17 protein-coding genes, 1 tRNA gene and 2 pseudogenes are annotated in these 26,355 nt (G+C 66.5%); 5 read left to right on the forward strand and 15 right to left on the reverse strand.

The window, feature by feature from the left end; genetic code table 11:
* Positions 1 to 34 precede the first annotated feature (34 nt).
* The 10 genes from CHX26_RS07140 to CHX26_RS15625 form a co-directional block, all read right to left on the reverse strand.
* Entirely contained in the window at positions 35 to 811 is a 777-nt protein-coding gene (locus CHX26_RS07140; protein ID WP_104941773.1) for a phosphoadenylyl-sulfate reductase, read from the reverse strand.
* Positions 801 to 1,256 carry a DUF934 domain-containing protein gene (locus tag CHX26_RS07145; protein ID WP_104941774.1) on the reverse strand — a complete coding sequence of 152 codons (456 nt, stop codon included), beginning with the start codon at positions 1,254 to 1,256 and terminating at the stop codon, positions 801 to 803. Before CHX26_RS07145 ends, CHX26_RS07140 begins: the two co-directional genes overlap by 11 nt.
* The gene (locus CHX26_RS07150) at positions 1,249 to 2,928 is read right to left on the reverse strand and encodes a nitrite/sulfite reductase (protein ID WP_104941775.1); all 1,680 of its coding nucleotides are present in this window, start codon (positions 2,926 to 2,928) and stop codon (positions 1,249 to 1,251) included. The genes CHX26_RS07145 and CHX26_RS07150 overlap by 8 nt, the downstream gene beginning before the upstream one ends.
* Positions 2,929 to 2,930: 2 nt before the next feature.
* Complete coding sequence (locus CHX26_RS07155; protein WP_104941776.1) at positions 2,931 to 3,323, reverse strand: hypothetical protein; 393 nt, start codon at positions 3,321 to 3,323, stop codon at positions 2,931 to 2,933.
* Between the two features lie 2 nt (positions 3,324 to 3,325).
* Entirely contained in the window at positions 3,326 to 3,625 is a 300-nt protein-coding gene (locus CHX26_RS07160) for a DUF2849 domain-containing protein (RefSeq protein ID WP_104941777.1), read from the reverse strand.
* Positions 3,622 to 4,380 (reverse strand): uroporphyrinogen-III C-methyltransferase, encoded by a 759-nt coding sequence (cobA, locus tag CHX26_RS07165; RefSeq protein WP_104941778.1) that lies wholly within the window; start codon positions 4,378 to 4,380, stop codon positions 3,622 to 3,624. Before cobA ends, CHX26_RS07160 begins: the two co-directional genes overlap by 4 nt.
* A 67-nt stretch (positions 4,381 to 4,447) precedes the next feature.
* A complete protein-coding gene (locus CHX26_RS07170) occupies positions 4,448 to 5,488 on the reverse strand; it encodes a mechanosensitive ion channel family protein (protein ID WP_104941779.1) in 1,041 nt (346 codons plus the stop codon).
* On the reverse strand, positions 5,485 to 6,672 hold the full coding sequence (gene metC, locus CHX26_RS07175) for a cystathionine beta-lyase (protein ID WP_104941780.1): 1,188 nt from the start codon (positions 6,670 to 6,672) through the stop codon (positions 5,485 to 5,487). Before metC ends, CHX26_RS07170 begins: the two co-directional genes overlap by 4 nt.
* The gene (gene sseA / locus CHX26_RS07180) at positions 6,669 to 7,541 is read right to left on the reverse strand and encodes a 3-mercaptopyruvate sulfurtransferase (protein WP_104941781.1); all 873 of its coding nucleotides are present in this window, start codon (positions 7,539 to 7,541) and stop codon (positions 6,669 to 6,671) included. The genes metC and sseA overlap by 4 nt, the downstream gene beginning before the upstream one ends.
* A 45-nt stretch (positions 7,542 to 7,586) precedes the next feature.
* Complete coding sequence (locus tag CHX26_RS15625; protein WP_146107677.1) at positions 7,587 to 8,717, reverse strand: hypothetical protein; 1,131 nt, start codon at positions 8,715 to 8,717, stop codon at positions 7,587 to 7,589.
* 125 nt (positions 8,718 to 8,842) lie between these two features.
* Here CHX26_RS15625 and queF point away from each other — a divergent pair, with 125 nt between their 5' ends.
* Positions 8,843 to 9,316: a preQ(1) synthase gene (gene queF / locus CHX26_RS07190; protein WP_104941783.1), complete on the forward strand. Its 474-nt coding sequence runs from the start codon at positions 8,843 to 8,845 to the stop codon at positions 9,314 to 9,316.
* Positions 9,317 to 9,442: 126 nt separating this feature from the next.
* On the opposite strand, the gene CHX26_RS07195 is transcribed toward queF, so the two are convergent.
* On the reverse strand, positions 9,443 to 11,635 hold the full coding sequence (locus tag CHX26_RS07195) for a putative bifunctional diguanylate cyclase/phosphodiesterase (protein ID WP_104941784.1): 2,193 nt from the start codon (positions 11,633 to 11,635) through the stop codon (positions 9,443 to 9,445).
* A 335-nt stretch (positions 11,636 to 11,970) separates the two neighbouring features.
* Here CHX26_RS07195 and CHX26_RS07200 point away from each other — a divergent pair, with 335 nt between their 5' ends.
* From CHX26_RS07200 to CHX26_RS07210, 3 genes and pseudogenes are all read left to right on the forward strand, one after another.
* Entirely contained in the window at positions 11,971 to 17,433 is a 5,463-nt protein-coding gene (locus CHX26_RS07200; protein ID WP_269467232.1) for an AMP-binding protein, read from the forward strand.
* 105 nt (positions 17,434 to 17,538) lie between these two features.
* Entirely contained in the window at positions 17,539 to 21,231 is a 3,693-nt protein-coding gene (locus CHX26_RS07205) for an SDR family NAD(P)-dependent oxidoreductase (protein WP_104941785.1), read from the forward strand.
* Between the two features lie 9 nt (positions 21,232 to 21,240).
* Positions 21,241 to 22,078, forward strand: a pseudogene (locus CHX26_RS07210) (carboxyl transferase domain-containing protein).
* On the opposite strand, the gene CHX26_RS07215 reads toward CHX26_RS07210, so the two are convergent.
* The 4 genes and pseudogenes from CHX26_RS07215 to CHX26_RS07230 all read right to left on the reverse strand — a co-directional run bounded on the left by CHX26_RS07215 (position 22,075) and on the right by CHX26_RS07230 (position 25,524).
* A complete protein-coding gene (locus tag CHX26_RS07215; RefSeq protein WP_172449738.1) occupies positions 22,075 to 22,875 on the reverse strand; it encodes a mechanosensitive ion channel family protein in 801 nt (266 codons plus the stop codon). The pseudogene CHX26_RS07210 and the gene CHX26_RS07215 overlap by 4 nt on opposite strands.
* Before the next feature lie 92 nt (positions 22,876 to 22,967).
* Positions 22,968 to 23,043, reverse strand: a tRNA-Thr gene (locus CHX26_RS07220).
* Positions 23,044 to 23,321: 278 nt separating this feature from the next.
* A pseudogene (locus tag CHX26_RS07225) lies at positions 23,322 to 24,205 on the reverse strand (hypothetical protein).
* Positions 24,202 to 25,524, reverse strand: a complete 1,323-nt coding sequence (locus tag CHX26_RS07230; protein WP_104941787.1) for a replication-associated recombination protein A — start codon at positions 25,522 to 25,524, stop codon at positions 24,202 to 24,204. The pseudogene CHX26_RS07225 and the gene CHX26_RS07230 overlap by 4 nt, the downstream one beginning before the upstream one ends.
* 114 nt (positions 25,525 to 25,638) lie before the next feature.
* On the opposite strand from CHX26_RS07230, the gene CHX26_RS07235 reads away from it, so the two are divergent.
* Positions 25,639 to 26,277 (forward strand): PadR family transcriptional regulator, encoded by a 639-nt coding sequence (locus CHX26_RS07235; protein WP_104941788.1) that lies wholly within the window; start codon positions 25,639 to 25,641, stop codon positions 26,275 to 26,277.
* Positions 26,278 to 26,355 lie beyond the last annotated feature (78 nt).

A 26,355-nucleotide genomic window follows, 5' to 3' on the forward strand; every position in this document is an offset into this window, starting at 1 on the left:
GATGCAAGCGACTGTGGCAGGCTTGTGTTGCAAATCAGAGGAACGGCTCCTCGCCCGGCTTGTGGATGCCGCATTCGGTCTTGTCCCAGCCCTTCCACCGGCCCGAACGCGGGTCTTCGCCGGGCGCGACCTGCGAGGTGCAGGGCGAGCAGCCGATCGAGGGATAGCCTTGCGCGATCAGCGGGTGGCGGGGCAGGTCGTGCTGGATGAAATACCCCTCGATCTGGCCCGCGTCCCAATCGATCAGCGGGTTGATCTTGAGGCGTCCTTGCGCGTCCGAGGTATCGACCTCAAAGCGCGGCAGGTTCGCGCGGGTCGCGGCCTGGAAGGCCTTGCGGCCGGTGAAGCTGGCATCGTAGCCTGCCAGCGCCTTTTCGAGCGGGCGGACCTTGCGGATCTCGCAGCAGCCATCGGGATCGTAGGACCACCTGAGGCCGGTCTCGTCACGCTTGGCGAGTTCCTCGGCATCTGGCGTCAGCACCACCAGATTGAGGCCCAGCCGCTCCACCAGCGTATCGCGGTAGGCCAGCGTTTCGGGGAAATGCTTGCCGGTATCGAGGAACAGCACCGGCACTGCCGGGTCGACGCTGGCGACCAGATGCAGCAGCACCGCGCTCTCCGCGCCGAAGCTGGAGACCACCGCGAGATCGCCCGCCAGCCCGTCACGGATCACCGCTTCCAGCATTTCCTGCGTGCTGCTGCCGCGAAACATCCGATTCAGCCGCACCGCATCATGCTCGGTAAAGCGCGGCGCGAGGTCGAGGCTGTCGCGGGTGCGCCCTTCGCTGGCGAGGCCGAGTTCAGGCTTCATGGCGCTTCTCCGCAATGGGGGCGCGGGCATCGGCGGCACGTTGATACACATTCTCCCACGTCGCGAAGGCGCGGCGCGCGTCCTCCTCATCGAGGCGCTTGTCGGGGGCGAAGCTGTCGAAGCCGCAGCGGCGCATGTGGCTGAGCTGGTCGATGAGCACATCGCCCACCGCGCGCAGTTCGCCGGTATAGCCCGCCTCGCGCAGGATGCGGGCCGCGGAATAGCCGCGCCCGTCACCGAACGCCGGGAAGTTGACCTCCACCAGTGCGAGGCGATCAAGGAAGGGCAGCAGCAGGCGCGCATCGTCGCCCGGCTCGATCCGGACGGCGGTGGCGTTGGTCTGTTCGAGCACCGAGTCCACGGTGACGGCGGCGTGATCGACCGGTTCATCATCGCGGAAACGGAACTGCACCTCGTCGGGGGAAGTGCCCAGATCATTACCCATAAAGCGCCTCCTTGAACGGCTCCATGCCGATGCGGCGATAGGTATCGAGGAAGCGCTCGCCCTCGGTGCGGCTGGCGAGATAGACGTCGGTGACCTTCTCGACGGCGGCGATCACGCCGTCCTCGTCAAAGCCGGGGCCGGTGATCTTGGCGAGGCTGACGTCTTCGGCCTCGCTGCCGCCGAGCGAGAGCTGGTAATTCTCCACCCCCTTCTTATCGACGCCGAGGATGCCGATGTGGCCCGCGTGGTGGTGCCCGCAGGCGTTGATGCAACCGGAGATTTTCAGCTTCAACTCGCCGACAGCCTCAGTGCGGCCGGTCTGGGCGAAACGCTCCGAAATCCGCTGGGCGAGCGGGATCGAGCGGGCGTTGGCGAGGCTGCAATAATCGAGGCCCGGGCAGGCGATGATGTCCTCGATCGTGTCCATATTGGCAGCGCCAAGGCCCGCTTCGTCGAGCGCCTGCCACACCGCTTGAAGGTCGGCAATCCGCACATGGGGCAGCAGCAGGTTCTGGGTGTGCATCACGCGCAGTTCGTCGAAGGAGTATTCGCGGGCGAGGCGGGCGACGACCCGCATCTGCACCGAGGTCGCATCGCCCGGGATGCCGCCTGCGGGCTTGAGGCTGATGACGGCCGAGACATAATCGGGGTGGCGGTGGGGATGGGTGTTGTTCAAGGCCCATGCCTCAAACCCCCCGCCCCGGACCTGATCCGGGGCCCCGATGTCCCTGATCCGCTCGGGAGTGAGCGGGGTCCCGGCTCGGGGGCCGGGACGGCGGAGGGGTTCGGGGAGTTCGAAGAAGCTGGCAATCCGCGCCAGTTCCTCGCGCGGGGGTTCCACCCCCACGCTGAGCAGATGCGCGAATTCCTCTTCGACCTGACGGATATACTCCGCCGCGCCCAGTTCGTGGACGAGGATCTTGATGCGCGCCTTGTACTTGTTGTCGCGCCGCCCGTAGCGGTTGTAGACCCGAAGGCACGCCTCGGCATAGGTGATGAACTGGTCGATCGGCACGAAATCGCGGATCAGGGGCGCGATCATCGGCGTGCGGCCCATCCCGCCGCCCGCATAGAACTGCGCGCCGATCTCTCCGTCACGCTTGACGATCCGCACGCCGATATCGTGCAGCCGCATTGCCGCGCGGTCCTTTTCGGAGGCGATCACCGCGATCTTGAACTTGCGCGGGAGGTAGGTGAATTCCGGGTGGAAGCTCGACCACTGGCGCATCAACTCGGCATAGGGGCGAGGGTCGACCACCTCATCCGCCGCCGCGCCCGCGAAGTGATCGGACGAGATGTTGCGGATGCAATTGCCGCTGGTCTGGATCGCGTGCATCTCGACTGTCGCCAGATCGGCGAGCGCATCGGCGCAGTCTTCCAGCTTGATCCAGTTGTACTGGATGTTCTGGCGGGTGGTGAAGTGGCCGTAGCCGCGATCATACTTGTCGGCGATGTCGGCCAGCATCTCCATCTGGCGCGAATCCAGCGTGCCATAGGGAATGGCGACGCGCAGCATATAGGCGTGAAGCTGGAGGTAGAGCCCGTTCATCAGCCGCAGCGGCTTGAACTGGTCCTCGGTCAGCTTGCCTTCCAAGCGGCGGCGGGCCTGATCGCGGAATTCGGCGACGCGGGCATCGACCATCGCCTGATCGTATTGGTCATAGCGGTACATATTCACCCGTTCCCCAGGATTGCCCAAGCAGCGACAAGAGCTGCGAGGACGAGGGCTGCAAAAAGAACTATTCGGATCACGCTCTTCGAACCCGCCGACACGGTCGCATCGATCCAGCCTTCCAACCGGGCAAGCTCATCCGCGTCATAAAGCGCTGGCGCCCCACCTGCGATCGCTTTACCGATTGCGGGTAGCTCATCGGCATACCGTGCCGCGGCCGCGCGATCATCGGCGAAGCGATAAACCGAGAGGTAAGTTGCCTTCACCAGATCAGGTCCCTTGGGGTCGAGTTCGCAGGCCTCACAGCGATGAAATGGCTCATGCTTGAGATCGCCACAGGCAATGCAGACCGCACGGGCCTGCCCTTCTCGGAGAAAATCATCGTCTCCGATCACTGTCAGATCACCCAGTCCCAGCCGGTCTTGTCGGCAGTCGGCACTGCGAGGTCGCGCCGCACGGTCGGGCCGAGCGCGCGCACCCGGTCCTTGATATGCGCGGGGCGGACGTGCCCGGCGGCGTCGATGCTGGCGTCGATGGCGTAAGGGACGTTGACCCGGCGCGTGGCGACTTCGCGGGCGAGGATTTCCTCGGCGTCGTCGCCCACATCGACGGCATCATCGACGAACAACGACCAGCCCGCGCCGTCCCACCAGGTCACCGCGCCGGTGCGCAGGTCGTTGCCGGTGAGGATTTTCATTGCGCTGCCTCCTGCACCAGCCTCGCCACGGCCATATCCTCGCGTGCGGTCACTTCGCCGATGACGATCAGCGCCGGGCTCTTGACGGCATGCGCCTCGACCAGATCGGGCAGGCCTGCCAGCAGCCCGCGCAGCACCCGCATTTCGGGCCGAGCGGCGTTCTCGATTACGGCGACGGGCATGGACGGGGCGAGGCCATCGGCCATGAGCTTTTCGGCGATGGCGGCGGCGGTGGAGACGCCCATGTAGATCACCAGCGTGCGGCCCCGTCCGGCGAGGCCCGACCAGTCCTGATCGGAGAGGCCCTTGCACTGGCCGGCCACGAAGCTGACGATGCTGGAGGCATCGCGGTGGGTGAGCGCGATCTGGCTGGCGGCGGCCGCGCCATTGGCCGCGCTGATGCCGGGCACGACCTCGACCGGAACCCCGGCCGCGCGCGCATCCTCCGCTTCCTCGCCGCCGCGCCCGAAGATGAAGGGATCGCCGCCCTTCAATCGCACCACGTCATGGCCCGCGCGCGCCTCACGGATCAGCAGCGCGTTGATGTCTTCCTGCGGCATGGTGTGGCGGGCGCGCTGCTTGGCGACGCTAATGAGCCGCGCGTCCGGGCGGGCAAGGCCCAGAATGTCCGGGCCGATCAGCCCGTCATGGACGATCACCCGCGCCTCGGAAATCAGGCGGGCTGCACGCAGGGTGAGCAGGTCCACCGGACCCGGCCCTGCGCCGACGAGATAGATAGTGCCAGTCTTTCGCATGGCACCGCAGATGGGCGAGACTGCCTATGCGTGCCAGCGAGAATGGTTTGGCCTGCCAGAAGCGCAGCTATTCGCCCGGTGCGGCTCTGCTTTCGAGCGCCGCGATCAACGCATCGAACTGCGCATTGCCGCGCAGGTTGATGTCGCGCTGGGGGAAGGGGATCTCGATCCCGTGCTCCTTGAACAGCCACCACAGGTTCTTGAGCACCGCACTGCGGACATTGCCGACCCCCTGCTCGGGATCGACGATCCAGCAATGGATCACGAAATCGACCGAATTGTCGCCATAGCCGCTCATCCAGACGGTCGGCGGCGGCGTGTCGAGCACGCGCGTGGCCTGTCTCGCGGCTTCGAGCATCAATTCCTCGGCCAGCTTCATGTCGGCGTTGTAACTGACCCCGACCCGCACCTGCATCCGCACCCGCTTGGAGGAATAGGACCAGTTTTCGACCTGGTTGATCATCAGGTTTTCGTTGGGGATGAGATATTCACGCTCGTCCCGCGTCGTCACCGAGACTGCGCGGATGCCGATCTTGCGGATCTGGCCGAAGGTCTCGTTGCCGGCCATGTCGGTCACCGCGATGACGTCGCCCGGCTTGATCGACTTGTCCATCAGCAGGATGATCCCGGCGATCAGGTTGCCGAAGGTCTTCTGCAACCCGAAGCCGATCGCAAGGCCGAAAGCCCCGCCGAAAAAGGCCAGTGCGGTCAGATCGATGCCGAGCAGGTCGATCCCGACGAAGAAGGCCGCGGCCCAGACGATGATCGTCAGGATCTTTTCGGACAGCACTTTCTGCGTTTCATCGAAGCGGCCGACATTGCGGATCACCCGGCGCCCGAAGCGGTTGAGCAGGATCGCTGCGGTGATCACCAGCAGGATGACGCTGGCGACCAGCAGGGCATCGAACAGCGAGAAGCGGATATCCCCCACTTCCAGCGCGAATGCATCTAGCCGGTCGAGGAAGGCTCCAGCGGTTTCGCTTTGCTTGGTGACGCCTTCCCTGAGCTTGTCGGCTGCTTCCACGACTTCGACCGGCTCGGCGGGGGACGGCGCAGAGGCTGGCGAAGCGTCCGGCGGGACGCTGGCGGGGGTGCCGGGCGCGCTCATCCGACCCGCGCCAGAGCTTGCGCCAGATCGGCGATGAGATCCTCGGGGTCTTCCAGCCCGATGGCAAGGCGCAGCGCGGGCCTGCCGCCGGTGCCGGTCATGCAACTGCGGTAATCCTCCGGCCGGATCGGCAGGGCAAGGCTTTCGAACCCGCCCCAGGAATAGCCGATGCCGAACAGTTCCAGTGCGTCGGCCACGCGGGCCGAGGCCGCTGGATCATCGCTGGCCAACACGAAGGCGAACAGCCCGCAGCCACCGGTGAAGTCGCGGCGCCACAGGGCATGGCCGGGATCGGAGGGGAGCATCGGACACAGCACCCGCGCGACCTGCGGCTGGGCTTCAAGCCATTGGGCCACCGCCAGCGCGGTGCGGGTCTGCGCCTCCAGCCGAACGCCCATCGTACGCAATCCGCGCGCCGCCAGCGCCGCATCGTCGGGCGAGACGACCTGCCCCAGTTCCTGCGCGGTGCGACGCAGCGCCGTGTACCACCGCTTGCCCGCACTGGCGCTGCCCATCATCACGTCGGAATGGCCGCCGACGTGCTTCGACAGGCTCATCATCACGATGTCGCAGCCATGTTCCAGCGCCGCGAAGCCGAGCGGGCTTGCCCAGGTGTTGTCGATCATGCTGACGGCACCGTGCTCGCGGGCAATGGCGGCAAGGGCCGGGACATCGCACATCTCGAAGGTGAGGCTGCCGGGGGCCTCCAGCCACACCGCCTGCGCGCCCTCTGCCAGCGCCGCGAAAGCCGTCAGATCGCGCGGATCGAAGAAGGTCGTTGTCACCCCCATCCGCGCCAGCAGGCCGGTCGCCATGCTGCGCGAGGGGTCATAGGCATTGTCAGCCATCAGCAAGCGGTCGCCGGGCTTCAGCACGGCGAGCATGCACCCGGCAATTGCGGCTACACCGCTGGGATAGAGCTGCGTGCCGTAAGCCCCGCGCTCGATCTGAGTCAGCGCCTCGGCCAGCGCCCACTGGGTCGGTGCGCCGCGCCGGCCATAGAAGAACTGCCCGTCGACATTATTGCCGCCCGCTGCGTGGCGATCGGCGTCCTTGTCATAAAGATGGGTCGATCCGCGCCACACCGGCGGATTGACCACCGGGCCGGTCCATTCCTTGCGCCGTCCCCCGCGCACCAGCCGCGTGGCAGGCTTCAGGTGGCTGTCATCTCCGCCGCCGCTCATGCGTCAGGCCGTCCGATTTCGGGGCCTTGGGCCTTGGGCGTATCGGGATCAGCACCCCATTCGCTCCAGCTGCCATCATACAGCGCAAAGTCGCTCTCGCCGATCAGGTGGAGCGCGAACAGCAGCACGCTCGCCGTCACGCCGCTGCCGCAACTGGCGACAATCGGCCGGGTCATGTCGAGGCCCGCATTCTCGAAGGCCGAACGGATTTCCTCGGTCGATCGGTAGGTGCCATCGGGGTTGAACAGTTCGGTGAAGGGCAGGTTCAGCGCCCCCGGAATGCGGCCCATCGGCAGGCCGTGGACGGGATCAGTCCCGGTGCCATAGACCCGGTCAGCCGAACGCGCATCGACCACCTGTTCGCGGTCGGCATCGAGATTGGCGAGCATATCGGCCTTGCTGCGCACCCGGCGCGGGCCGGTGAGCTGGACGGGACTGGCCGGATCGCTTGTCCCGGCGCCGATTTCCAGCGGACGATGGTCGGCGCGCCACTTGGCAAGTCCGCCGTCGAGGATCGCGACCCGTTCCCACCCCATCGCGGTCAGCATGAACCACGCGCGCGCGGCAGTGCGGATCGCGCTGTCATCATAAAGGATGATCGCATCCTCGCCCCGCACGCCGAGCAAGGCAAGCCGCGCGGCCAGCTGATCGGGGGTGGGCAGGGCATAGGGGACGGGCGAGCCGCTATCGAACAGGCTTGCCAGCCCGAGAAAGCGCGCGCCGGGGATATGACCGGCGGCATATTCAGCCGCCGCATCGCGCTGCGCGGCGGGCAGGTGATGCGAGGCATCGAGCACGGCAAGGCCCGGTGCATCGAGATTGCGGGCGAGCCACTCGGTCGAGACAAGCGCGGGAAGGGAAGTGTTCATGCCGCCGACCCTAGCCCGGTCAGACGGATGCTGCCAAGCCTTGCTTCAGGCTGCGCTGGCGGGTTGGACGGGCGGCTGAGAAAGCGGCTGGGCGATCAGGCCGGGGATTCCGCCGGGCGGGGCATCGAGCAGAATCGGGTGGACACGCCCCGCGCCGCTGGCACTCGGCGGGCCGATCACGAAGCTGCGGCTCATCGCGCTTTGCCCTTCGCCTTCCAGTGTGACGTGCAGCAGCGGAATGAACAGCGGCGCGTTGCCCTGTCGCAGCAGAGAGATCGCAGACAGTGGCAGTTGCACGTCACCGGTGATGCTGCGCGCCTGATGCGGCCCGACGCGCGCGATCCGGTCAAGCCGCTGGGCCGCGCCGGGGGCCGGGGCATTGTCAGCGCCGCGCTGCGCCGAGGCAAGCTGCACCGCAACCCCCAGGTCGTTCACCGCCCTTTCGGTGCGGTTGGCTACGGTCAGCCGGTAGCCCAGCGTGAACATCATCACGCTACGGGTCGCCCCGGTGATTTCGAGCGTGAGATCGAGGCGGGGCAGGGCGGCGTCATCTGCCGCGCGCGATCCGCCCGCCGCCAGCGGCGCGGCAAGGCGCAGCACCGCAGGCTTGCGCCGCCGCCATGCCAAAGCAGATCCGCCCAGCAGCGCCAGCGCGCCAAGCCCACCAGCGGCATAGGGCCACCAGTCGGGCAGCACCGAGGCGCCCAATGCCGAAGTTTCGGCGGGTAGGGCTGTCGTCGCTGGCGGGGGCGGGGAGGCAGACGTCGTTGGCGGCAGAGGTTCAGCCGGCAGCGTGGGGGACTGTTCGGGTTGGTCGGCAGCCGCCGCGACCGGGGTGCTCTCAGGCGCTGGGCTCGGAGCAGAGGTGGGCGCCGGGGCGGGCGCACGCGTCTGCGGGCGGGTCGGGGATGGGGTCGATTGTGGCAGCGGCTGGATCACCGGGGTCGCTGTCACCGTGGGGGCAGCTTCGGGCTGAACGCGCGGCGGGATCGCGACGCCGCTGCGCTCGTCTGCCGGGCCTGCGGGGGCCGGGCTGGGTGACGGGGTAGGTTCTGGCAGAGTGAAACTGCCGGGCGCGGTCTGTCCGGCGAGCGGGGCAGTGGCAGCCGTGGCAAGGCCCAGCGCGATCAGCGCGGCCGGGGGACGATGCAGGCGGGGCTTGGACAAGGTGCTCATGATGACCGGTCAGGCAGTGCTGGCGCGTGCCAGCTGAACATTTGCTGGCCCCATAGGGAACCTTGTCCGCCTTCGTCCAGTTGCCTGCTTGCGCCCATCCCCCATTCAAGGCAACAGCCCCTCCCATGACGACGACATCCGACACCCCCAAGCCTGCCCCGCAATTCCTTGGCCGTGACACCCCGCTGCCTGCCTCGCCCGAAGAAGCGGTGCTCGATTACGTGCCGAACCCGCGGGTGGGCCTGACCTATATGGTGCGCTTTGTCAGCCCTGAGTTCACCTCGCTGTGTCCGGTGACCAACCAGCCCGATTTCGCGCATCTGGTGATCGACTATGTGCCGGGCGAGACGATTGTGGAGAGCAAGAGCCTGAAGCTGTTCCTCGGCTCGTTCCGCAACCACAACGGCTTCCACGAGGATGTGACTGTGGGCATCGGCGTGCGTCTGTTTACCGAGATGCGCCCGCAGTGGCTCAGGATCGGCGGGTACTGGTATCCGCGCGGCGGCATCCCGATTGACGTGTTCTGGCAGAGCGGGTCGCCGCCTGAAGGCCTGTGGCTGCCCGATCAGGGCGTGCCGGGCTATCGCGGACGCGGGTGAGGTTGCCCCGGCTTGCCCGCCCTTGAAGCGCGTCAGGCCGCGGCTTGCCCCCCGCCAGACCCCCGCCAGACCCCGTTCAAACCCCTGCCAGCACCGGTGTTTCGCGTGAAACATCGGGGCTGAGGGTCAGGCGTTCGGCACGCTGAGTTCAAGCTGCACGAATTTCGGTACGGTCTTGTTGGCCTCGCGCCATTTGGCGAGCGGGAAGGCCCCCGCACCCAGCGCCGCGAGCGGAATGCCGGCCTCGGCGAGCGAGTAGGGCGAGATGCGGTGCCGGGTCATGAACCCGCCACAGCCGTCGCTGATCAACGGGGTTTCGAAGTGGAGGCCCTGGCTGTTCTCGGTGGCATTTACCACTTTGCTTACAACAAGTTGCCCGTGGCCGAGATCGAGCACAACGTCGGTCCCGACCGGCACCCCGGCCAGCCCGGTGATGCGCGCGCCGGTCTTGGAAAGATTGCGCAGGATCACGTCGTAGTAGTGATCCTCGTGGATCAGTCCGACCTTGCGGAAGATGGTGATGCGCTCGGCGCGGTGGCGCGGCGGGCCGCTGGGGCGGAAGATCACCGAACCTTCCGCGAATTGCTGCGTCACCTGATCCTGCGTCAACGGGCGGGAATAGATGTAACCCTGCACCAAATCCGCGCCGCGTTCGCGCACCAGATTTAGCTCGTCCATTGCCTCGACACCCTCGGCGACGGTTTCCATCCCGAGCGCCTTGGCGAGCGCGACGATCGCGGTGATGATCGCGGGGTTGATGTCCCCGTTCTCAGTGCAGCCGCGCACGAAGCTCTGGTCGATCTTGATCTTGTCGAAATGCCCATGCTTGAGATAGCCGAGCGACGAATAGCCGGTTCCGAAATCGTCAAGCGCGAGCCGCACGCCCAGCTTCTTGAGATCGCGGAAGATCGCATCCACCGTTTCAAGATCGCCGGCGAAGACGCTCTCGGTGATTTCCAGTTCGAGCCGTCCGGGGGACAGACCCGAAGCGTCGAGTGCGGCGGCAACCGCCTTGCGGTATCCGGGGCGGACAAACTGCTTGGCGGACACATTGACCGCGACCTTGATCGTTTCGGGCCACGCCAGCGCGTCCATGCACGCCTGACGCAGCGCCATCTCGCCGATCCTGATGATGAGATCATCATTCTCGGCCACCGGGATGAACTGCGCCGGGCTGATGTCGCCTTCTTCGGAATCATGCCAGCGCAGCAGGGCCTCGAAGCATTTGACTTCGTTGGTGACCGGGTCGACCAGCGGCTGATAGGCGAGTTTCAGTTCGTCGCGATCAACCGCGTCGCGCAGCCGATCGCCCAGCATCGCGGTCTTGGAGGCCGCTTCGCGCAGCTCGCTGGTGAAAAAACAGAAGGTGCCGCCGCGCGTTTCCTTGGCGGAATAGAGCGCCATGTCGGCCGCACCGGTCAGCTCGTCTGCTTCGAGGCCGTCATAGGGCGCAATGGCGATGCCGACCGAGGTGCCGATGATCGCCCGCCGGCCATTGATCTGATAGGGCTGCGAAAGCGACTGGACGATGCGGTTCGCCAGTTCTCCCAGTGTGCCGCGGTCATCCATGTCGGGCAGCAGCACCTGAAACTCGTCGCCGCCCAGACGGCCGACTTCGCCGCTGTCCTTGACGATGCTCTTGAGCCGCTCGGCCACCTGCTTGAGCAGTTCGTCGCCGGCCGGGTGGCCCATCGTGTCGTTGACCTGCTTGAAGCGGTCGAGATCGAGCATCATCAATGCGCAGCTGCGCTGGCTGACCCGGAATGCGGCGAGCATCGCGGTAAGCCGTTCGTTCAGCTTGCGGCGGTTGGCAAGGCCGGTCAGCTCGTCGACCTGCGATTGCCGCGCAACCTGAGTTTCGTAGGCATATTGGCTGGAGATATCGACCGCACTGCCCCGATAGCCCTTGAAGGTTCCAGCCGCGTCAATCAGCGGGCGGGCGTTCAAGCGCCACCAGCGAGTGCTGCCGCGTCCGTCCGGCACGGCGACGATTTGTTCTTCAAGCCTGGAACGGGCCTTCATCTTGAAGGCGAGGCTGCGCTGAGCCGGTGCTCCGGCTTCGGGCTCGACATCGCTGAACACGCGCGTGATCGGCTGGCCGATCAGCTCCCCGCTCGTGTCCCCCAATTCGGTGATCGCGCGCTGGGACAGGAACGAGAGGTTGCCTGCCTCGTCGGTCGCCCAGAACATGCCGACGCCGAGTTCCTCGACCTCGCCGAGCACGGCGGTGCGTTCGGGCCGCGCCCGCCGTTCGCCGGCTTGGCCTTCAGTCGCCGAGCGGGACGGCTCGCGCGTGGATTTCAGAAAGCCCAATGGCATGCCTTGTCCTTGTTCCAGAGCGCACCTTGCCGCGACCGGGCCGAACGGAGGCCGCGGGCAGTGTGCCGCCGACTGTCGCCATAGGCCCGATGCAGTTGAAAAAGCGTTACGCGCGTGAGCCCCGATTGCCAGGTGGCAGGAGGGAGGGAACTGATGTTCGGCATTTGCGTTGTCGAAACGTGCAGCTCCTGTGGCATTTTCTTGCCCTTGCTCGGCACAGCGTGTAATTTTGCTGCATTACCGCCGAGCGTTCGGGATCACGCACAGCGTTTTTGCGAAGATCGGGGGACGGCGTCATTTCTGTAGACACTCTGTTCGCGAGCGCGCCTGCCGCGTTGACCAATCCCGTGCGCACCCGCGCAGACTGGGAAGCAATGCGCACTGCGGCGCTGGCTGATCCTGGCGCGTTCCACGGCGAAATCGCCGGACGGAATATGCATTGGTTCGTGGCCGATTGCGGCGCTGACGGCGCGTGGCTTGCGAAAGGCGAGGACGGCCGCTGGCACGGCTGGGATGCCGCCAGCGCCGCGCCGGTCAGCCCCGATCTGCCGGACGATTTCACCCCCTGGCATACGGGCTTTGACGGCTCCTGTCCGCCGCATTGGCGCTGGTTTCTCGGCGGGCGCACCAATGCCGCCTTCAGCGAACTCGACCGGCACGTGCTCGCCGGGCATGGGCACGAAGCGGCGCTGATCTTCGAAGGTGACCGCTGGGACATGTCCGCCAACGGCGGCAAGGGCGCGCCGATCGACTGCTTCACCGTCAGCCGCAAACGCCTGCTGCTTGAGGTGGCGAAGTGCGCCGTCGCGCTTGAAGCGCTGGGGCTCAAGCCGGGCGACCGCATGGCCTTGAACATGCCGAGCATCGTGCCGCAGATCTACTGGACCGAAGCGGCCAAGCGGATGGGCGTCGTCTATACGGCGGTGTTCGGGGGCTTCTCGGACAAGACCCTGTCGGATCGCATCGCCGACACCGCAGCGCGCGTCATCGTCACCAGCGACGGCAGCTACCGCAACGCGCAGGTCGCCGCGTTCAAGAACGCCTATACCGACCCGGCGCTCGACAATTTCGTGCCGGTGACGACGGCGCTGGCGATCCTTGGCGGGCTCGATCTGGAACTGCCCGAAGGCGGCCATGAAACGATCCTCGACACCGTGCGCGAGGCGCTGGCGGGCGAGATCACGGTTGACCGTTCCGACGTGATGCGCGGCGTGGGCCGGGCGCTCATCAATCTGGGCAGCGAGGGCCGGATCACGTCTGCCGATGCCGCGCGGGTGCGGATCGCGATTGCCTCGAGCCTCGTCACCCTGCCGCCGCGGGTCGAGGCGGTGATCGTGTGCCGTCATACCAACCAGCCCGACATGATCTGGCGTGAGGAGCGTGACCGCTGGAGCCACGAGCTGACCGACGTGGCGCTGGTCACCGTGCTGGAAAAGGCGCGCGGCGCGGGCTTTCAGGTCGCATCCGAAGCCGAGCTGATGGCGCTGCCCGACAGCGATTTCGTCCGCGCGATCTGGGCGTCGTCAAAGCCGATGCCGGTCGATGCCGACTATCCGATGTTCTTCATCTATACCTCGGGCAGCACCGGCAAGCCGAAGGGGATCGTCCATTCGCACGGCTATGCTGCGGGCGTCGCCGAGACAATGGCGGCGAGCTTCGACGCGCGCCCCGGGGATACGCTGTTCGTGGTCGCCGATCCGGGCTGGATCACCGGGCAGAGTTATCTCATTTGCGCGCCGCTGATGACGCGGGTGACCTCGCTGGTGAGCGAAGGCTCGCCCGTCTTCCCCCACGCGGGCCGCTTCGCCTCGATGATCGAGCGGCACCATGTGACAATCTTCAAGGCGGGGGTGACCTTCCTCAAGTCGATCATGTCCGACCCTGCGAACCTCGCCGAGGTCGAACGCTACGACATGAGCGGCTTGCGTGTGGCGACCTTCTGCGCCGAGCCGGTGAGCCCCAGCGTGCAGGCCTTCGGGATGGAGCACGTCACGGAGCGCTACATCAATAGCTACTGGGCCACCGAGCACGGCGGGATCGCGTGGACGCATATGTTCGCCAACGACGATTTCCCGCTGCGGCCCGATGCCCACGCCTATCCGCTGCCGTGGATCGTCGGCGATGTGTGGGTCGAGGATGAGGCTGGCACAGGCGCGCCCGCCCCCTTCGCCCGCGCCGACGATGGCGGCGTGTCGTGGCGCAAGGCCGAAACGGGCGAGAAGGGCGAGATCGTGATCGCCGCGCCTTACCCTTACCTCGCGCGCACCATCTGGGGCGACATCGCGGGCTTCAAGGTTGCCGATGGCCGGGTCGATCCCGCCTGGCGCGGTGACGCCAAGCGGTGGGAAGAGGGCTACTGGCGGCGCTGGAAGGGCGCCTGGGCCTATACCCAGGGCGATTTCGCGATCCAGCACGCGGACGGTTCTTTCTCGCTCCACGGGCGCTCGGATGACGTGATCAACGTTTCGGGCCACCGCATGGGGACCGAGGAAATCGAAGGCGCGGTGCTGCGCGACAAGGCGCTTGCGCCGGACTCGCCGGTCGGCAACGTGCTGGTGGTCGGCGCGCCGCACCGCGAGAAGGGGCTGACCCCGCTCGCCTTCGTGGTGCCGGTCGCGGGGCGCAAGCTGACGCACGAGGACAAGCGCCGGTTGTTCGATCTGGTGCGGACCGAAAAGGGCGCGGTCGCGGTGCCTGCCGACTTCATCGAAGTCTCGCAATTCCCCGAAACCCGCTCGGGCAAATATATGCGCCGCATGGTCCGCGCGCTGGTGGTGGGCGAGGACGTGGGCGATGTGACCACGCTGAGGAACCCTGAGGCGCTGGACGAGTTGAAGCGCGTCATCGACGACTGGCAGCGCAAGCAGCGCATGTCGGACGAGCAGGCACTGTTTGACCGGCACCGCTATTTCCTCGTCCAGTACAACACGGTCGCTCCCGGCAAGCAGGTGGCGACCGTCACCGTCACCAACCCGCCGGTCAACGCGCTCAACGAACGTGCGATTGACGAGCTGGTGCTGGTCACCTCGACGCTGGCGCGTGACGAGAATGTCGTCGCGGTGGTCTTCACCGGCGAGGGCACCTCGTCCTTCGTCGCCGGGGCGGACATCCGGCAGATGCTGGAGGAGATCCACACCGTCGAGGAAGCCATGGTGCTGCCCAACAACGCGCACCTTGCCTTCCGCACCATCGAGAGCATGAACAAGCCCTGCGTCGCGGCAGTGCAGGGCGTGGCGCTGGGCGGCGGGATGGAGTTCGCGCTCGCCTGCCATTACCGCATTGCCGAGCCGACCGCGCGCTTCGGCCAGCCCGAAATCCGCCTTCGGCTCCTTCCCGGCTATGGTGGCACCCAGCGCCTGCCGCGCCTGCTGGCTGACCGGCGCGGGGCTGAGGGGGTGCGCGACGCGCTTGACCTCATCCTCGGCGGGCGGAGCATCACGGCGGAAGCGGCGACCGATATCGGTCTGGTCGATGAACTGGTTGAAGGGGCGCATGATGCGCTTTCGCAGGCCCATGCGGCGGTGCGCGACTATGTGAAGCACGGTGCGGACTCCGCGTTGGGCCGTGCCTTCGCGGAGCGGCAGGCGGCGGTCTCGCGTTGGGAAAGCGCGTCGGACATCAGCCTCGATGCGGTGCTGGAGGACGACTTCCTCCAGCGCATCCTGCGTCAGCTCGACTGGGCGGGCCGTGGGCAAGCCGGGGCGCGGGCCTTGGAAGCCGTGCGCGCCGGCCTTGAGCAAGGCATCACCCAGGGCACCGCGCGCGAGGCGAAGCTGTTCGCCGAGGCCATCGTCGATCCCGAGGGCGGCAAGACCGGCATTCGCCAGTTCATGGACAAGGTCGCCCCGCCGCTCCCTGTCCGCCGTGACGGCGTGTGGATCGATGCCGAGCATGAAATGCGTGCACAGGCGTTGGAAGCGGCAGGCGATCTGCTGCCCGTGGGCGCGCCGTTCTATCCCGGCGTGACCCCGATCCCCAGCCACCAATACGCCTTCGGCATCGCCCGCGATCCCGACACCGGCCAGCCCCGTTTCGGCCCGCCCGCGAGCCACGAGAAAGAGCTGATCGTCAAGACGCCCGCGCCCGCGCCCAACGAAGCGCTGCTTTACATGCTGACGAGCGAGGTCAACTTCAACGACATCTGGGCGCTGACCGGCATCCCCGTCTCGCCCTTCGATGCGCATGAGGAAGATGTGCAGATCACCGGCTCCGGCGGCATCGCGCTGGTCGCGGCACTGGGCAGCGAGACGCGGGCGCAGGGGCGGATCAAGGTCGGCGATCTGGTAACGGTCTATTCCGGCACCAACGACCTGCTCTCGCCGCAGGTCGGCAATGACCCGATGTATGCGGACTTCAGCATTCAGGGCTACGAGACCGAGACCGGCAGCCACGCCCAGTTCCTGACGGTGCAGGCCCCGCAGATGCACAAGGTGCCGCCTGATCTCACGCTCGAGCAGGCGGGAAGCTATGTGCTGAACCTCGGCACCATCGCGCGCTGCTTGTTCACGACGCTGGAGATCGCGCCGGGGCGGACGCTGTTTGTCGAAGGGGCGGCGACGGGGACGGGGCTCGATGCCCTCAGGTCTTCGGTGCGCACGGGCTTGCAGGTGACGGGCCTCGTGTCCTCGGAAGAGCGCGCGGCGTTCATCACCAAAGTGCAGGGCGCGGTCGGCGCGATCAACCGCAAGGATGCGCGCTTTGCCGATCTCTACACCGTGGTGCCGGAGGACAAGGCCGAGGCTCAGAAATGGGAAGCGGCAGGCGCGCCGCTGATCGAGGAATACAAGGCGCTCAATGGCGGCAAGCTCGCCGATTATGTGGTCAGCCACGCGGGCGAGACGGCCTTCCCACGCTCGTTCCAATTGCTGGCCGAAGGCGGAACACTGGCCTTCTATGGCGCCTCGTCCGGCTATCACTTCAGCTTTATGGGCAAGCCGGGCACGGCCTCACCTGAGGAAATGCTCCGGCGCGCAAGCTTGCGGGGCGGCGAGGCGGTGCTGATCTTCTACGGGCCGGGATCGAGCGAGTTGCTCGACGAGACCGGGCTCGAAATGATCGAGGCCGCGCGGCGCTTCAACGCCCGCAGCGTCATCGCCACCACCACCGACGGCCAGCGCGAATTCCTGCAATCGCTGGGGCTGGAGGACGCGATCGAGGGCATCGTCTCCCTTGAATCCATCCGCCGCCGCGAGGGCGCGAATTTCCACTGGCCCGACACCATGCCGCGCCTGCCCGATGCCAAGGCCGATATCGAGGTCTTCAAGGCCGCCGTGCGCGATTATCAGGACCGGGTGATGAAGCCCTTCGGTTCGGCGGTGGGCAAGATCCTGCGCTCGCCCGACAATCCGCGTGGCAGCCCCGATCTGGTGTTCGAGCGGGCGGGGCAGGACACGCTTGGCATTTCGACCTCGCTGGTCAAGCCCTTCACCGGGCGGGTGATCTTTGCGGAAGACCTGTCCGGCTGCCGCTTCACCTTCTACGCTCCGCAGGTCTGGACCCGCCAGCGGCGCATCTACATGCCGACCGCGCAGATCTTCGGCACGCACCTGTGCAACGCCTACGAGGTCGCGCGGATGAACGACATGATCGCGGCGGGCCTGCTCGAAGTGACCGAGCCGGAAGTCGTGCCGTGGGACGGCTTGCCGGAAGCGCATCAGGCGATGTGGGACAACCGCCACACCGGATCGACCTATGTGGTCAATCACGCCCTGCCCGAAATGGGCCTCAGGAGCCGCGATGCCTTGCTCGAAGCATGGGCTGCGGCTGCATCTGCAAGTTCCGGGGAACCGGAAGGCTGACACGTGCGTTGCGATTTTTGAAACGTTCTTCCCTCTCCTCCCCAGAGAATGAACGAAACACAAAGCGAAGCCCGGCTTCGCGGTAATTCTGTGAGGAGAGAGCTTATGGCCAAATCGAAAGCCGCTGCCGCTGCGCCCGCCTTGCAGGGCGATGTTCCGGGCCGTCTCGCAGGCAAGATCGCGGTCGTCACCGGCGCGGCGGGCAATCTCGGCGGGCATATCTGCACGCATTATCTTGCAGAAGGCGCAACCGTGGTGATGACGGGCCGCGCGCCCGAGCGCACCCAGGCCGCCGCCGAGGCGCTCTTGAAGGCGACCGGGGCCGATCCCGCGCGACTGGCGACTGTTGCGCTCGACGGCGGCGACATCGCCTCGGTCCGCGCCGCGATCACGCAAGTGGTGAAGCAGTTCGGCCGGATCGACATTCTGGTGAACAACGCCGGGAGCGCCGGGCCGAAGCAGCCGATCGAGAACCTGCCGCTTTCCGCCGAGGAACTCGGCCAGCTCCAGAAGCAGGGCAGCACCGACAGCGAGACCGTGGCCGATGCGCTGCGCAACATATTCGGGGTCGCATGGAATGTCGCGCGGGTCGCGGCGGAGCATATCCCCGAGGGCGGCTCGATCATCAACGTCTCGACCATCTTCAGCCGCACGCCCTATTATGCGCGCGCGGCTTACGTTGTCCCCAAGGCGGCGATGAATGCGTGGAGCCGTGAGCTCAGCCTTGAACTTGGCCCCAAGGGCATCCGGGTGAACCTCGTCTATCCCGGCCCGATCGAGAGCGAGCGCATCCGCTCGGTCTTTGCCGCGATGGATGCAGCGCGCGGGGACGAGGCAGGCACCACCGCCAGCCAGTTCTTCGACATGATGAGCCTTGAACGGGCCACCGGCGGGAACGACAAGGCCAAGACCTTCCCCACGCCGACCGACATTGCCACCACTTGCGTGTTCCTCGGCTCGGACGAGAGCGCGGCTTACAACGGCCACGATTTCGAAGTCACCCACGGCATGTCCGTGCGCAAGGAGCAACGCTCGACCTACCTTGCGCGGCCGACCATGCGCTCGATGGACGGCACCGGCCTTGCTGTGCTGATCGCGGCGGGGGATGACTGGGAAGAGGCGTTGGAAATCGCGCAGGTGCAGCTCGCCTGCGGGGCTGCCGTGGTGCTGGGCTTGCCGCGTGCGGCCGACGTTGCGATTGCCGAAAAGCGTTGCAAGGCGCTGGGGCTAACTGAAGGCCTCTCGATCATCCGCTTCAGCCGGAAAGATCCCGCAGGCATGGAAGCCGCGCTGGAGGATTACACCAGGGGCGGCACTCCGATCAGCGGCGCGCTGTTCCTCCCCGCTCTGGGCGCAGGCGAGTTGAGTGGCGCGATCACCGCTGCCGATGATGCCGTCGTCGAGGCGCTGATGGACGCCGAACTGGCGGGCAACATGGCCTTGGCGCGCACCATGAGCCGTTACTGGAAGCGCCACGACAACCTGCTCCAGCCGCCACGCTTCGTCTTCGTCAGCCATGCGAGCGACGGGAAGGGCGACATCTACGGCCACATCCTGCGCGCCGCGACCGAACAGCTGATCCGCATCTGGCGCGACGAAAGCGCAATCGACACCGCCCACGGCCGTCGCCGGCAAGCCGAGTGGGGCAACCAGATCGTGCGCTTCACCAACACCGAGGCCGAGAACATCCGCTTCACCGCGGGCCATGCCGCGCGCATCCTGCTGAAGGAAAGCAAGCTCGGCGAGATCACGCTCTATGTCCCCGCGAACATCGGCGAGGCGACGGGGGCGAGGAAGGCCATGCCCGGCTTCTCCGAGAACATCACCGGGCTGCATCTCGGCAAGGTCGCGCTGATCACCGGCGGGTCAGCGGGGATCGGCGGGCAGGTGGCGCGGCTCTTGGCGCTGGCGGGCGGCAAGGTGATGATGGTCGCCCGCCGCGAAAGCGAGCTGGCAGTCGCCCGGGCGCGGATTGTCTCCGAGCTGGAGGATATCGGCTTTGCGGGGGTCGAGCGGCGGGTGCAGACCCTCGCCAATGTCGATGTCAGCAATTTCGAGAGCCTGAAAGGTGCCGTTGACGCGACGCTCAAGGCCTTCGGGCGGATCGACTACCTCATCAACAACGCGGGCGTTGCCGGCGCGGAGGACATGGTCGTCGACATGGGGGTCGACGCGTGGAACTACACGCTCGATGCGAACCTCGTGTCGAACTACTTCCTGATGCACCACGTCGCCCCGCTGATGAAGGCGCAAGGGTCGGGCTACATCCTCAACGTCTCGTCCTATTTCGGCGGGGAGAAGTATCTCGCGGTCGCCTATCCCAACCGCGCGGATTACGCCGTGTCCAAGGCGGGCCAGCGCGCGATGGTCGAGAGCATGGCGCGCTATCTCGGGCCGGAGGTGCAGTTCAACGCGATCGCGCCGGGGCCGGTGGATGGCGACCGCCTGTCCGGCACCGGCGGCAAGCCGGGCCTGTTCGAGCGGCGCGGCAAGCTGATCCTCGAGAACAAGCGATTGAACGCCGTCCACGCCGCCACGATCAAGGCGATCCGGCGCGGGGTGCGGGTCGAGGCGGTGCTGGCGCGGCTCGCCCGCAATGACACCGTCAAGATGAGCCACGATACCAACAACCCGCGCGAACTGCGCGAGCTGGCGCTGGCCTGCGCGCGCGAGGGCGATGGCACCTGCACCTGGGACCAGTATCTCCTGACCCCGCAGATCGCCGCCGGCCTGATCGGGCGTCTGAGGCAGGCGGGCCTGTTTCTCGACGCGCCCGAATGGAACGACCGCTCGCCTGCCGAGGACGGCGAATGGCTGCTGCGTGTCCCGCCCGAGGATGCGCCCTTCCTGCCCGCCGACAAGATCGCGGCCGAGGCCAAGAAGGTCGGCGGCGGGGTGCTGTCCAAGCTCTATCTCGGCAAGATGCCGACCGAGCACGACGTGGCGCAGGCGACGGTGTTCTTCCTCGCCGACCGGGCGGTTTCGGGCGAGACCTTCATGCCCTCGGGCGGGCTCTCGGTCGAACGCTCGACCACCGAGCGCGAGCTGTTCGGCAGCCCCAAGCAGGAGCGGCTCGACCAGATGCGCGGCAAGACGGTGTGGATCATCGGCGAACATCTCGCCGATTACCTCGCCGAAACCGCGCGCGCCTTCATCGAGGATTGCCATGCGGCGAACGTGGTCGTCATCACCCGCACCGCCGAGGCTTTCGAGGCGATCAAGGCGCAGCTCGAGCCCGAGACCGCCGAGGCGCTGACCTCGCTGGTCAAGACCACCGACATCGAAGCCGCGATGGACGAGGCGCTGCTCGCCTGGGGCAAGCCGACCACGATCCTCTCGACCCCGATGTCGGCGCTGCCCGGCAAGCTGTTCGACAGCGCCGATCCGCTCACGCCGGACGAATTCCGCACCGTGGTGGCCGACAACCTCACCCACCATTTCCGCGTCTCGCGCCGCGCCTCGCTCTATGATGATTGCCAGCTGGTGCTGACCAGCCCCGACGTGCCGATGGGCGACAAGTCCCCGGCCTTTGCGCTGGCGAACTTCATCAAGACCACGCTCCACGCCTTCACCGCGACTCTGGCCGTGGAGAACGAGCGGCTGGTGCATGATGTGCCGGTCAACCAGATCAACCTCACGCGCCGCGTCCAGTCCGAAGAACCGCGCGATCTCGACGAGCATCTGGAGGAAGTCCGACGCTTCGCCCGCGCGGTGCTGCTGGTCGGCGCGCCGCTGCCGGATGCGGAGGATTCGCGCTACCGTGCAAGAATCTATCGCGGCATGTCGATGACGGTGTAAAGCGCGGGTGTGATCCAGTACCTGTCCTTCGAAAAGCCGATCGAGGCGCTCGACAAGCATGTGGCAGAGCTTGCCGCGCTGCCCGAAGGCGTGGCCGAAGCGCGGATGCTGCAGGAACGGGCGGACAAGCTGCTTGCAGACACCTATGCGCGCCTCTCCCCGTGGGAGCGTACGCTGGTCGCGCGCCACCCTCAGCGCCCCCGCTTCGAGAAGCTGGTGGCGGGGCTGTTCAGCGAATTCCTCCCCATCGCGGGGGACCGCACCTTCGGCGACGATCAGGCGATCATCGGCGGCTTTGCGCGTTTCGAGGGGCGCAAGGTGGTGGTGATCGGTCATGTGAAGGGCGAGGACACGCCGGGGCGGCTCAAGCACAATTTCGGCATGGCCCGGCCCGAAGGCTATCGCAAGGCGATCCGGCTGATGGAACTGGCCGACCGGTTCGGCCTGCCGGTGGTGACACTGGTCGATACCCCCGGCGCCTTCCCCGGCGTCGATGCCGAGGCGCGCGGGCAGGGCGGTGGCGCTCGCCGCGGCGAACCGTGTGCTGATGCTCGAACACGCAGTCTATTCGGTGATCAGCCCCGAAGGCTGCGCCTCGATCCTGTGGCGCAGCGCTGCGCAGGCAGCGACGGCGGCCGAGGCGATGAAGGTGACAGCGGGCGACCTACTCAAATTGGGCGTCATCCACCGCATCGTCTATGAACCGAGGGGCGGGGCGCACCGCGACCATGCCGAGACCGTCAAGCGCCTGACGCTGGCTCTGCGCGCCGAGCTTGATGCGCTCGCCGCGATGACCCCCGCCGAACTGCGTCATGAGCGCGAGGAGTTCTTCCTCCGGCTGGGTTAGTCCGCCTTCTTCTGCTCAACCGTGAAGGGCGCGGCATAGCCCGCAGCGCCAAAGGTGGCGGCGATCAGCTTGTTGGTGTCGAAATAGACCTGCCAGTAGTGGTCAGTGTGGCAATAGGGGCGCACCGCCAGCACCGTCCCGCGCTCGTTGAAATCGAGGATTTCGACATCGGGCGAAGGCTCTGCCATGACATTGGGGATCTCGGCCAGCGCGGGTTTCAACCGGGCGATGGCGTCGAGTGGATCGACCCCGAAGGCCAGCTGCGCCGTGCGATCGACCCGGCGATAGGGATGCACCGAGTAATTCTTGACCACATCGCCCGACATCTTGGAATTGCCGACGATGGTCTGGACGTTGTCGGGGCTGGTGATGATGGTGTTGAACAGGCCGACTTCTGTGACCGTGCCTTCCACCCCGCCGCCGATTACATAGTCCCCGACCTTGTAGGGCCGGAAGATGACGAGGAACGCGCCCGCTGCAAAATTGCCCAGCAGGCCCGACCATGCCGCGCCCACGGCCAGACCCACGCCTGCCAGCAAGGCGGCAAAGCTGGTCGTCTCGATCCCGAAATAGCCCAGGATTGCCACCACCAGTACGATGTTGAGCACGACCGAAAGGATCGAGGCGATGTAGCGCTGCAGGGTGGGATCGAAATTGCGCGCCGTCAGCACCCGGCTCAGCACGCCAATCGCAAAGCCGATCAGCCAGCGCCCGACCATGTACAGGACAAAGCCCGCCAGTATCTGCAAGGCCGCCGCCGTAATCAGCGCAGAAATCGCCGCCCAATCCATGTTCATCGTATCCCCCCGATCGAACGCGCGGCCTCTACGCCCCGCAGCGGCGATCATGCCGAAATAGGCGAGGTTTTCAAGACAATTGAGGAGAGGTGTGGTGCCGGCTGTCGGAATCGAACCAACGACCTGATGATTACAAATCAACTGCTCTACCAACTGAGCTAAGCCGGCACAGGGCTTGTGGTGGGGCGCTCTAAGCCCAGAACGCCCCGCCCTCAAGTAGCAAAGCGGTAGGGCAGCAAAAACGCCCTCAAGTAGCAAAGCGGTAGGGCCACTAAAACGCCCTCAGGCAGCGAAGCGGTAGGGCAGCAAAAACGCCCTCAAGTAGCAAAGCGGTAGGGCAGCAAAAACGCCCTCAAGTAGCAAAGCGGTAGGGCAGCAAAAACGCCCTCAAGTAGCAAAGCGGTAGGGCAGCAAAAACGCCCTCAAGCAGCGAAGCGGTAGGGCAACTAAAACGCGCCGAAAGTCCAGCCTTCCGTGCGCGCGATAGCCGGGGTGAGAGCGCAGGGGTGCCACAACTCCCGCTCTCCATGCACCCGGCGGAGCCAAGCGGCGGTCAGCAGCGCGTCGGCGGAGTGGTCGTCGATTCCGCCTTCGCCCGCGACCGGGGGGAGCCGAGATGATCAAGCGCGTCGTTCAGCGCGGCAAAGCTGCGCACTTTGGTCGCCGCTCCCGCCACACCGCCAAGCCGGGCGGCAACCGAGGTGTAGATTTCGGTCACCACCGATCCGCTGTCCGGCAAGGGGTCGACCGGCCACACCGGCACCCGCCCGCCGAGCCGGTGCAGCATCCGCATTCCGGTGAGGCTCGACTTGCCGACCTGCGCAGCGCCGACGAGATTGAAATTGCTCACCGGCCGCACGCCCTGATTGCGCTGGGCAGCCTCGGCTACCCGGAAACGGCCCTCGCGGTTTGCGGCTCCGGGGAGAAGGAAACGATCGCCCACTTCGCCCGCGCCGTGGCGGAAATAGCGAGAGGCTTGCGCGTGGCTGACAAAGCCGCCCGCCTCAAGATTGGGATCAGCGGCGCACAACCGGTCAATCAACGCCCATAGCCCGCGCGCATCGGGCGGCGAGGCGTCCCAGCCGGGAAAGAACGCGCCTGCATCGGCAAACGGCAGGCCGATACCGAGATCGAGCCCCACCAGCGTCGGTGCTTCGAGGCTGACGAGCAATGCCAGCACTTCGGCGCGCGCCCATCCGCGTGGATCGGGCGGGGCGATCAGCACCGGTGGCCCGCCATCAGCCCGCGCTACGGCGAGAGCGATGCCCTTCTGGCGCGCGCCCTTCGCACCCGACCAGTCGACCGCAAGGAAGTGGGAAAAGCGGCTCACCCCCGCCGCTCGCCGCGCAGCTTGTCCCAGTAGTCCAGGCGCTTTTTCACTTCGCGCTCAAAGCCGCGTTCGACCGGCGTGTAGAACTGTTCCGGCGCCATGCCTTCGGGCCAGTAATTGTCGCCGGAAAAGCCCTCGGGCGTGTCGTGGTCGTAGGTATAGCCCTTGCCGTAGCCGAGACTCTCCATCAGCCCGGTTGCCGGGTTGACGATATTCATCGGCGGCATCAGGCTGCCGGTGGCCTTGGCTGCCTTCCACGCGGCCTTTTGCGCTAGATAGGCGGCGTTCGATTTGGGCGCGGTGGCGAGGTAGAGGCAGGCCTGCACCAGCGCCAGTTCCCCCTCCGGCGAGCCGAGGAAGCGATAGGCTTCCATCGCCGCCATGCATTGCGGGAGCGCCTGCGGATCGGCCATGCCGATATCCTCCACCGCCATGCGCACCAGCCGCCGGGCGAGGAACAGCGGTTCTTCCCCCGCCACCAGCATCCGCGCCAGCCAGTAGAGCGCGGCTTGCGGATCGCTCCCGCGAACGGACTTATGGAGCGCCGAGATGAGGTCGTAATGCCCGTCGCGGTCCTTGTCATACACCGCGACGCGGCGTTGCAGGAACTGGCCGAGCGCGCCCGGATCGAGCGGCTCGGTGAGCCCCGCGGCATAGAGCGTCTCGGCCTGCCCCAGCAGGAACCGACCGTCGCCATCGGCCTGCGCGATCAGCGCGGCGCGGGCTTCGGGGGTGAGGGGGAGGGGGCCTTCGAGGCCTTCCGCCTTGTCCAGCAGCGCGGCGAGGGCGGCCTCGTCCAGCCGGTTCAGCACCAGCACCTGCGCACGGCTGAGCAAGGCGGCGTTCAAGGCAAAGCTCGGGTTCTCGGTGGTCGCGCCCACCAGCGTCACCACCCCGCGCTCCACGAAAGGCAGGAAGCCGTCCTGCTGGGCGCGGTTGAAGCGGTGGATCTCGTCCACGAACAGCAAGGTCTTGCGGCCCGCGCTGGCCAGCTTCTCGGCCTCGGCAAAGGCCTGTTTCAGATCGGCCACGCCCGAAAACACCGCGCTGATCGCGGCATAGCGCATCCCCACGGCGTCAGCGAGCAGGCGGGCGATACTCGTCTTGCCGGTGCCGGGCGGCCCCCACAGGATCATGCTGGAAAGGCGTCCCGCCGCCACCATCCGCCCGATCGCACCCTCAGGGCCGGTCAGGTGTTCCTGCCCGACCACCTCGGCCAGAGACTGCGGGCGCAGCCGGTCGGCCAGCGGCGCATCAGGCGTGGGCGCGCCCTCGCGCGTGGCAGCGGGGGAATCGTCTTGTCCGAACAGGTCAGCCATTCGTCGGGCGTGATAGGACACCCAGCGGAAAAGGAAACTCCCGCGCGCCTGCCCGCTTGAAACGATAGGTCAAAGATATATCTTGGATGCATCTCGCGACCCAAGGAGGATCACATGAGCTGGAACAGATATGGCCGTGGCGGCGGCTGGGAGAAATTCGCCGAGACAATGGCAATGATGGCGATGCAGAACGCCGGGAACATGAACTTCGGTCCCGGGATGAAGGCGCGCTGGCGTTTCGACAGCGACGAGGACGCGGAGGACGGCAGCCGCCAGCGCCGCCGCGAGCGCCGTGGACGGATGTTCGCGCAGGGTGAATTGCGGCTCGCGCTGCTGGCGCTGATCGCGGAGAAGCCCTCGCACGGCTACGAGCTGATCAAGGAAATCGAGGAAATGACCAGCGGCGCCTATGCCCCAAGCCCCGGCGCGGTCTATCCCACGCTGCAGATGCTCGCGGACGAGGGCCAGATCGAGGAGGCCGAAGCCGAAGGTGCGAAGAAGCCCTTTGCCGCCACCGATGCCGGACGCGCCGAGCTGGAGACCCGCAAGGACGAAGTCGAGGCGCTGATGCGCCGTCTGGGCCGTCACGGCGAACGCACCACCACGGTGCGATCGCATGACCTGTTCCGGGCGATGGGCAACCTCGGCTCCGTGCTTAAGAACCGCGCCCGCGCGGGCAAGCTCGACGAGGCGACGATCAACGAAATCGTCGACATGATCGACGAAATGGCCAAGCGCATCGAACGGCTGTAACGCGGCGCGGATTGTCGCGAGCGCAGGAAAGGCGTATTTCCTCCCCGTCCGGGTCGCAGCGGATGGGGAGGGAGAGCC

Origin of the sequence: Porphyrobacter sp. HT-58-2, from assembly GCF_002952215.1 — a bacterium.
Classification (GTDB): Bacteria; Pseudomonadota; Alphaproteobacteria; order Sphingomonadales; family Sphingomonadaceae; genus Erythrobacter.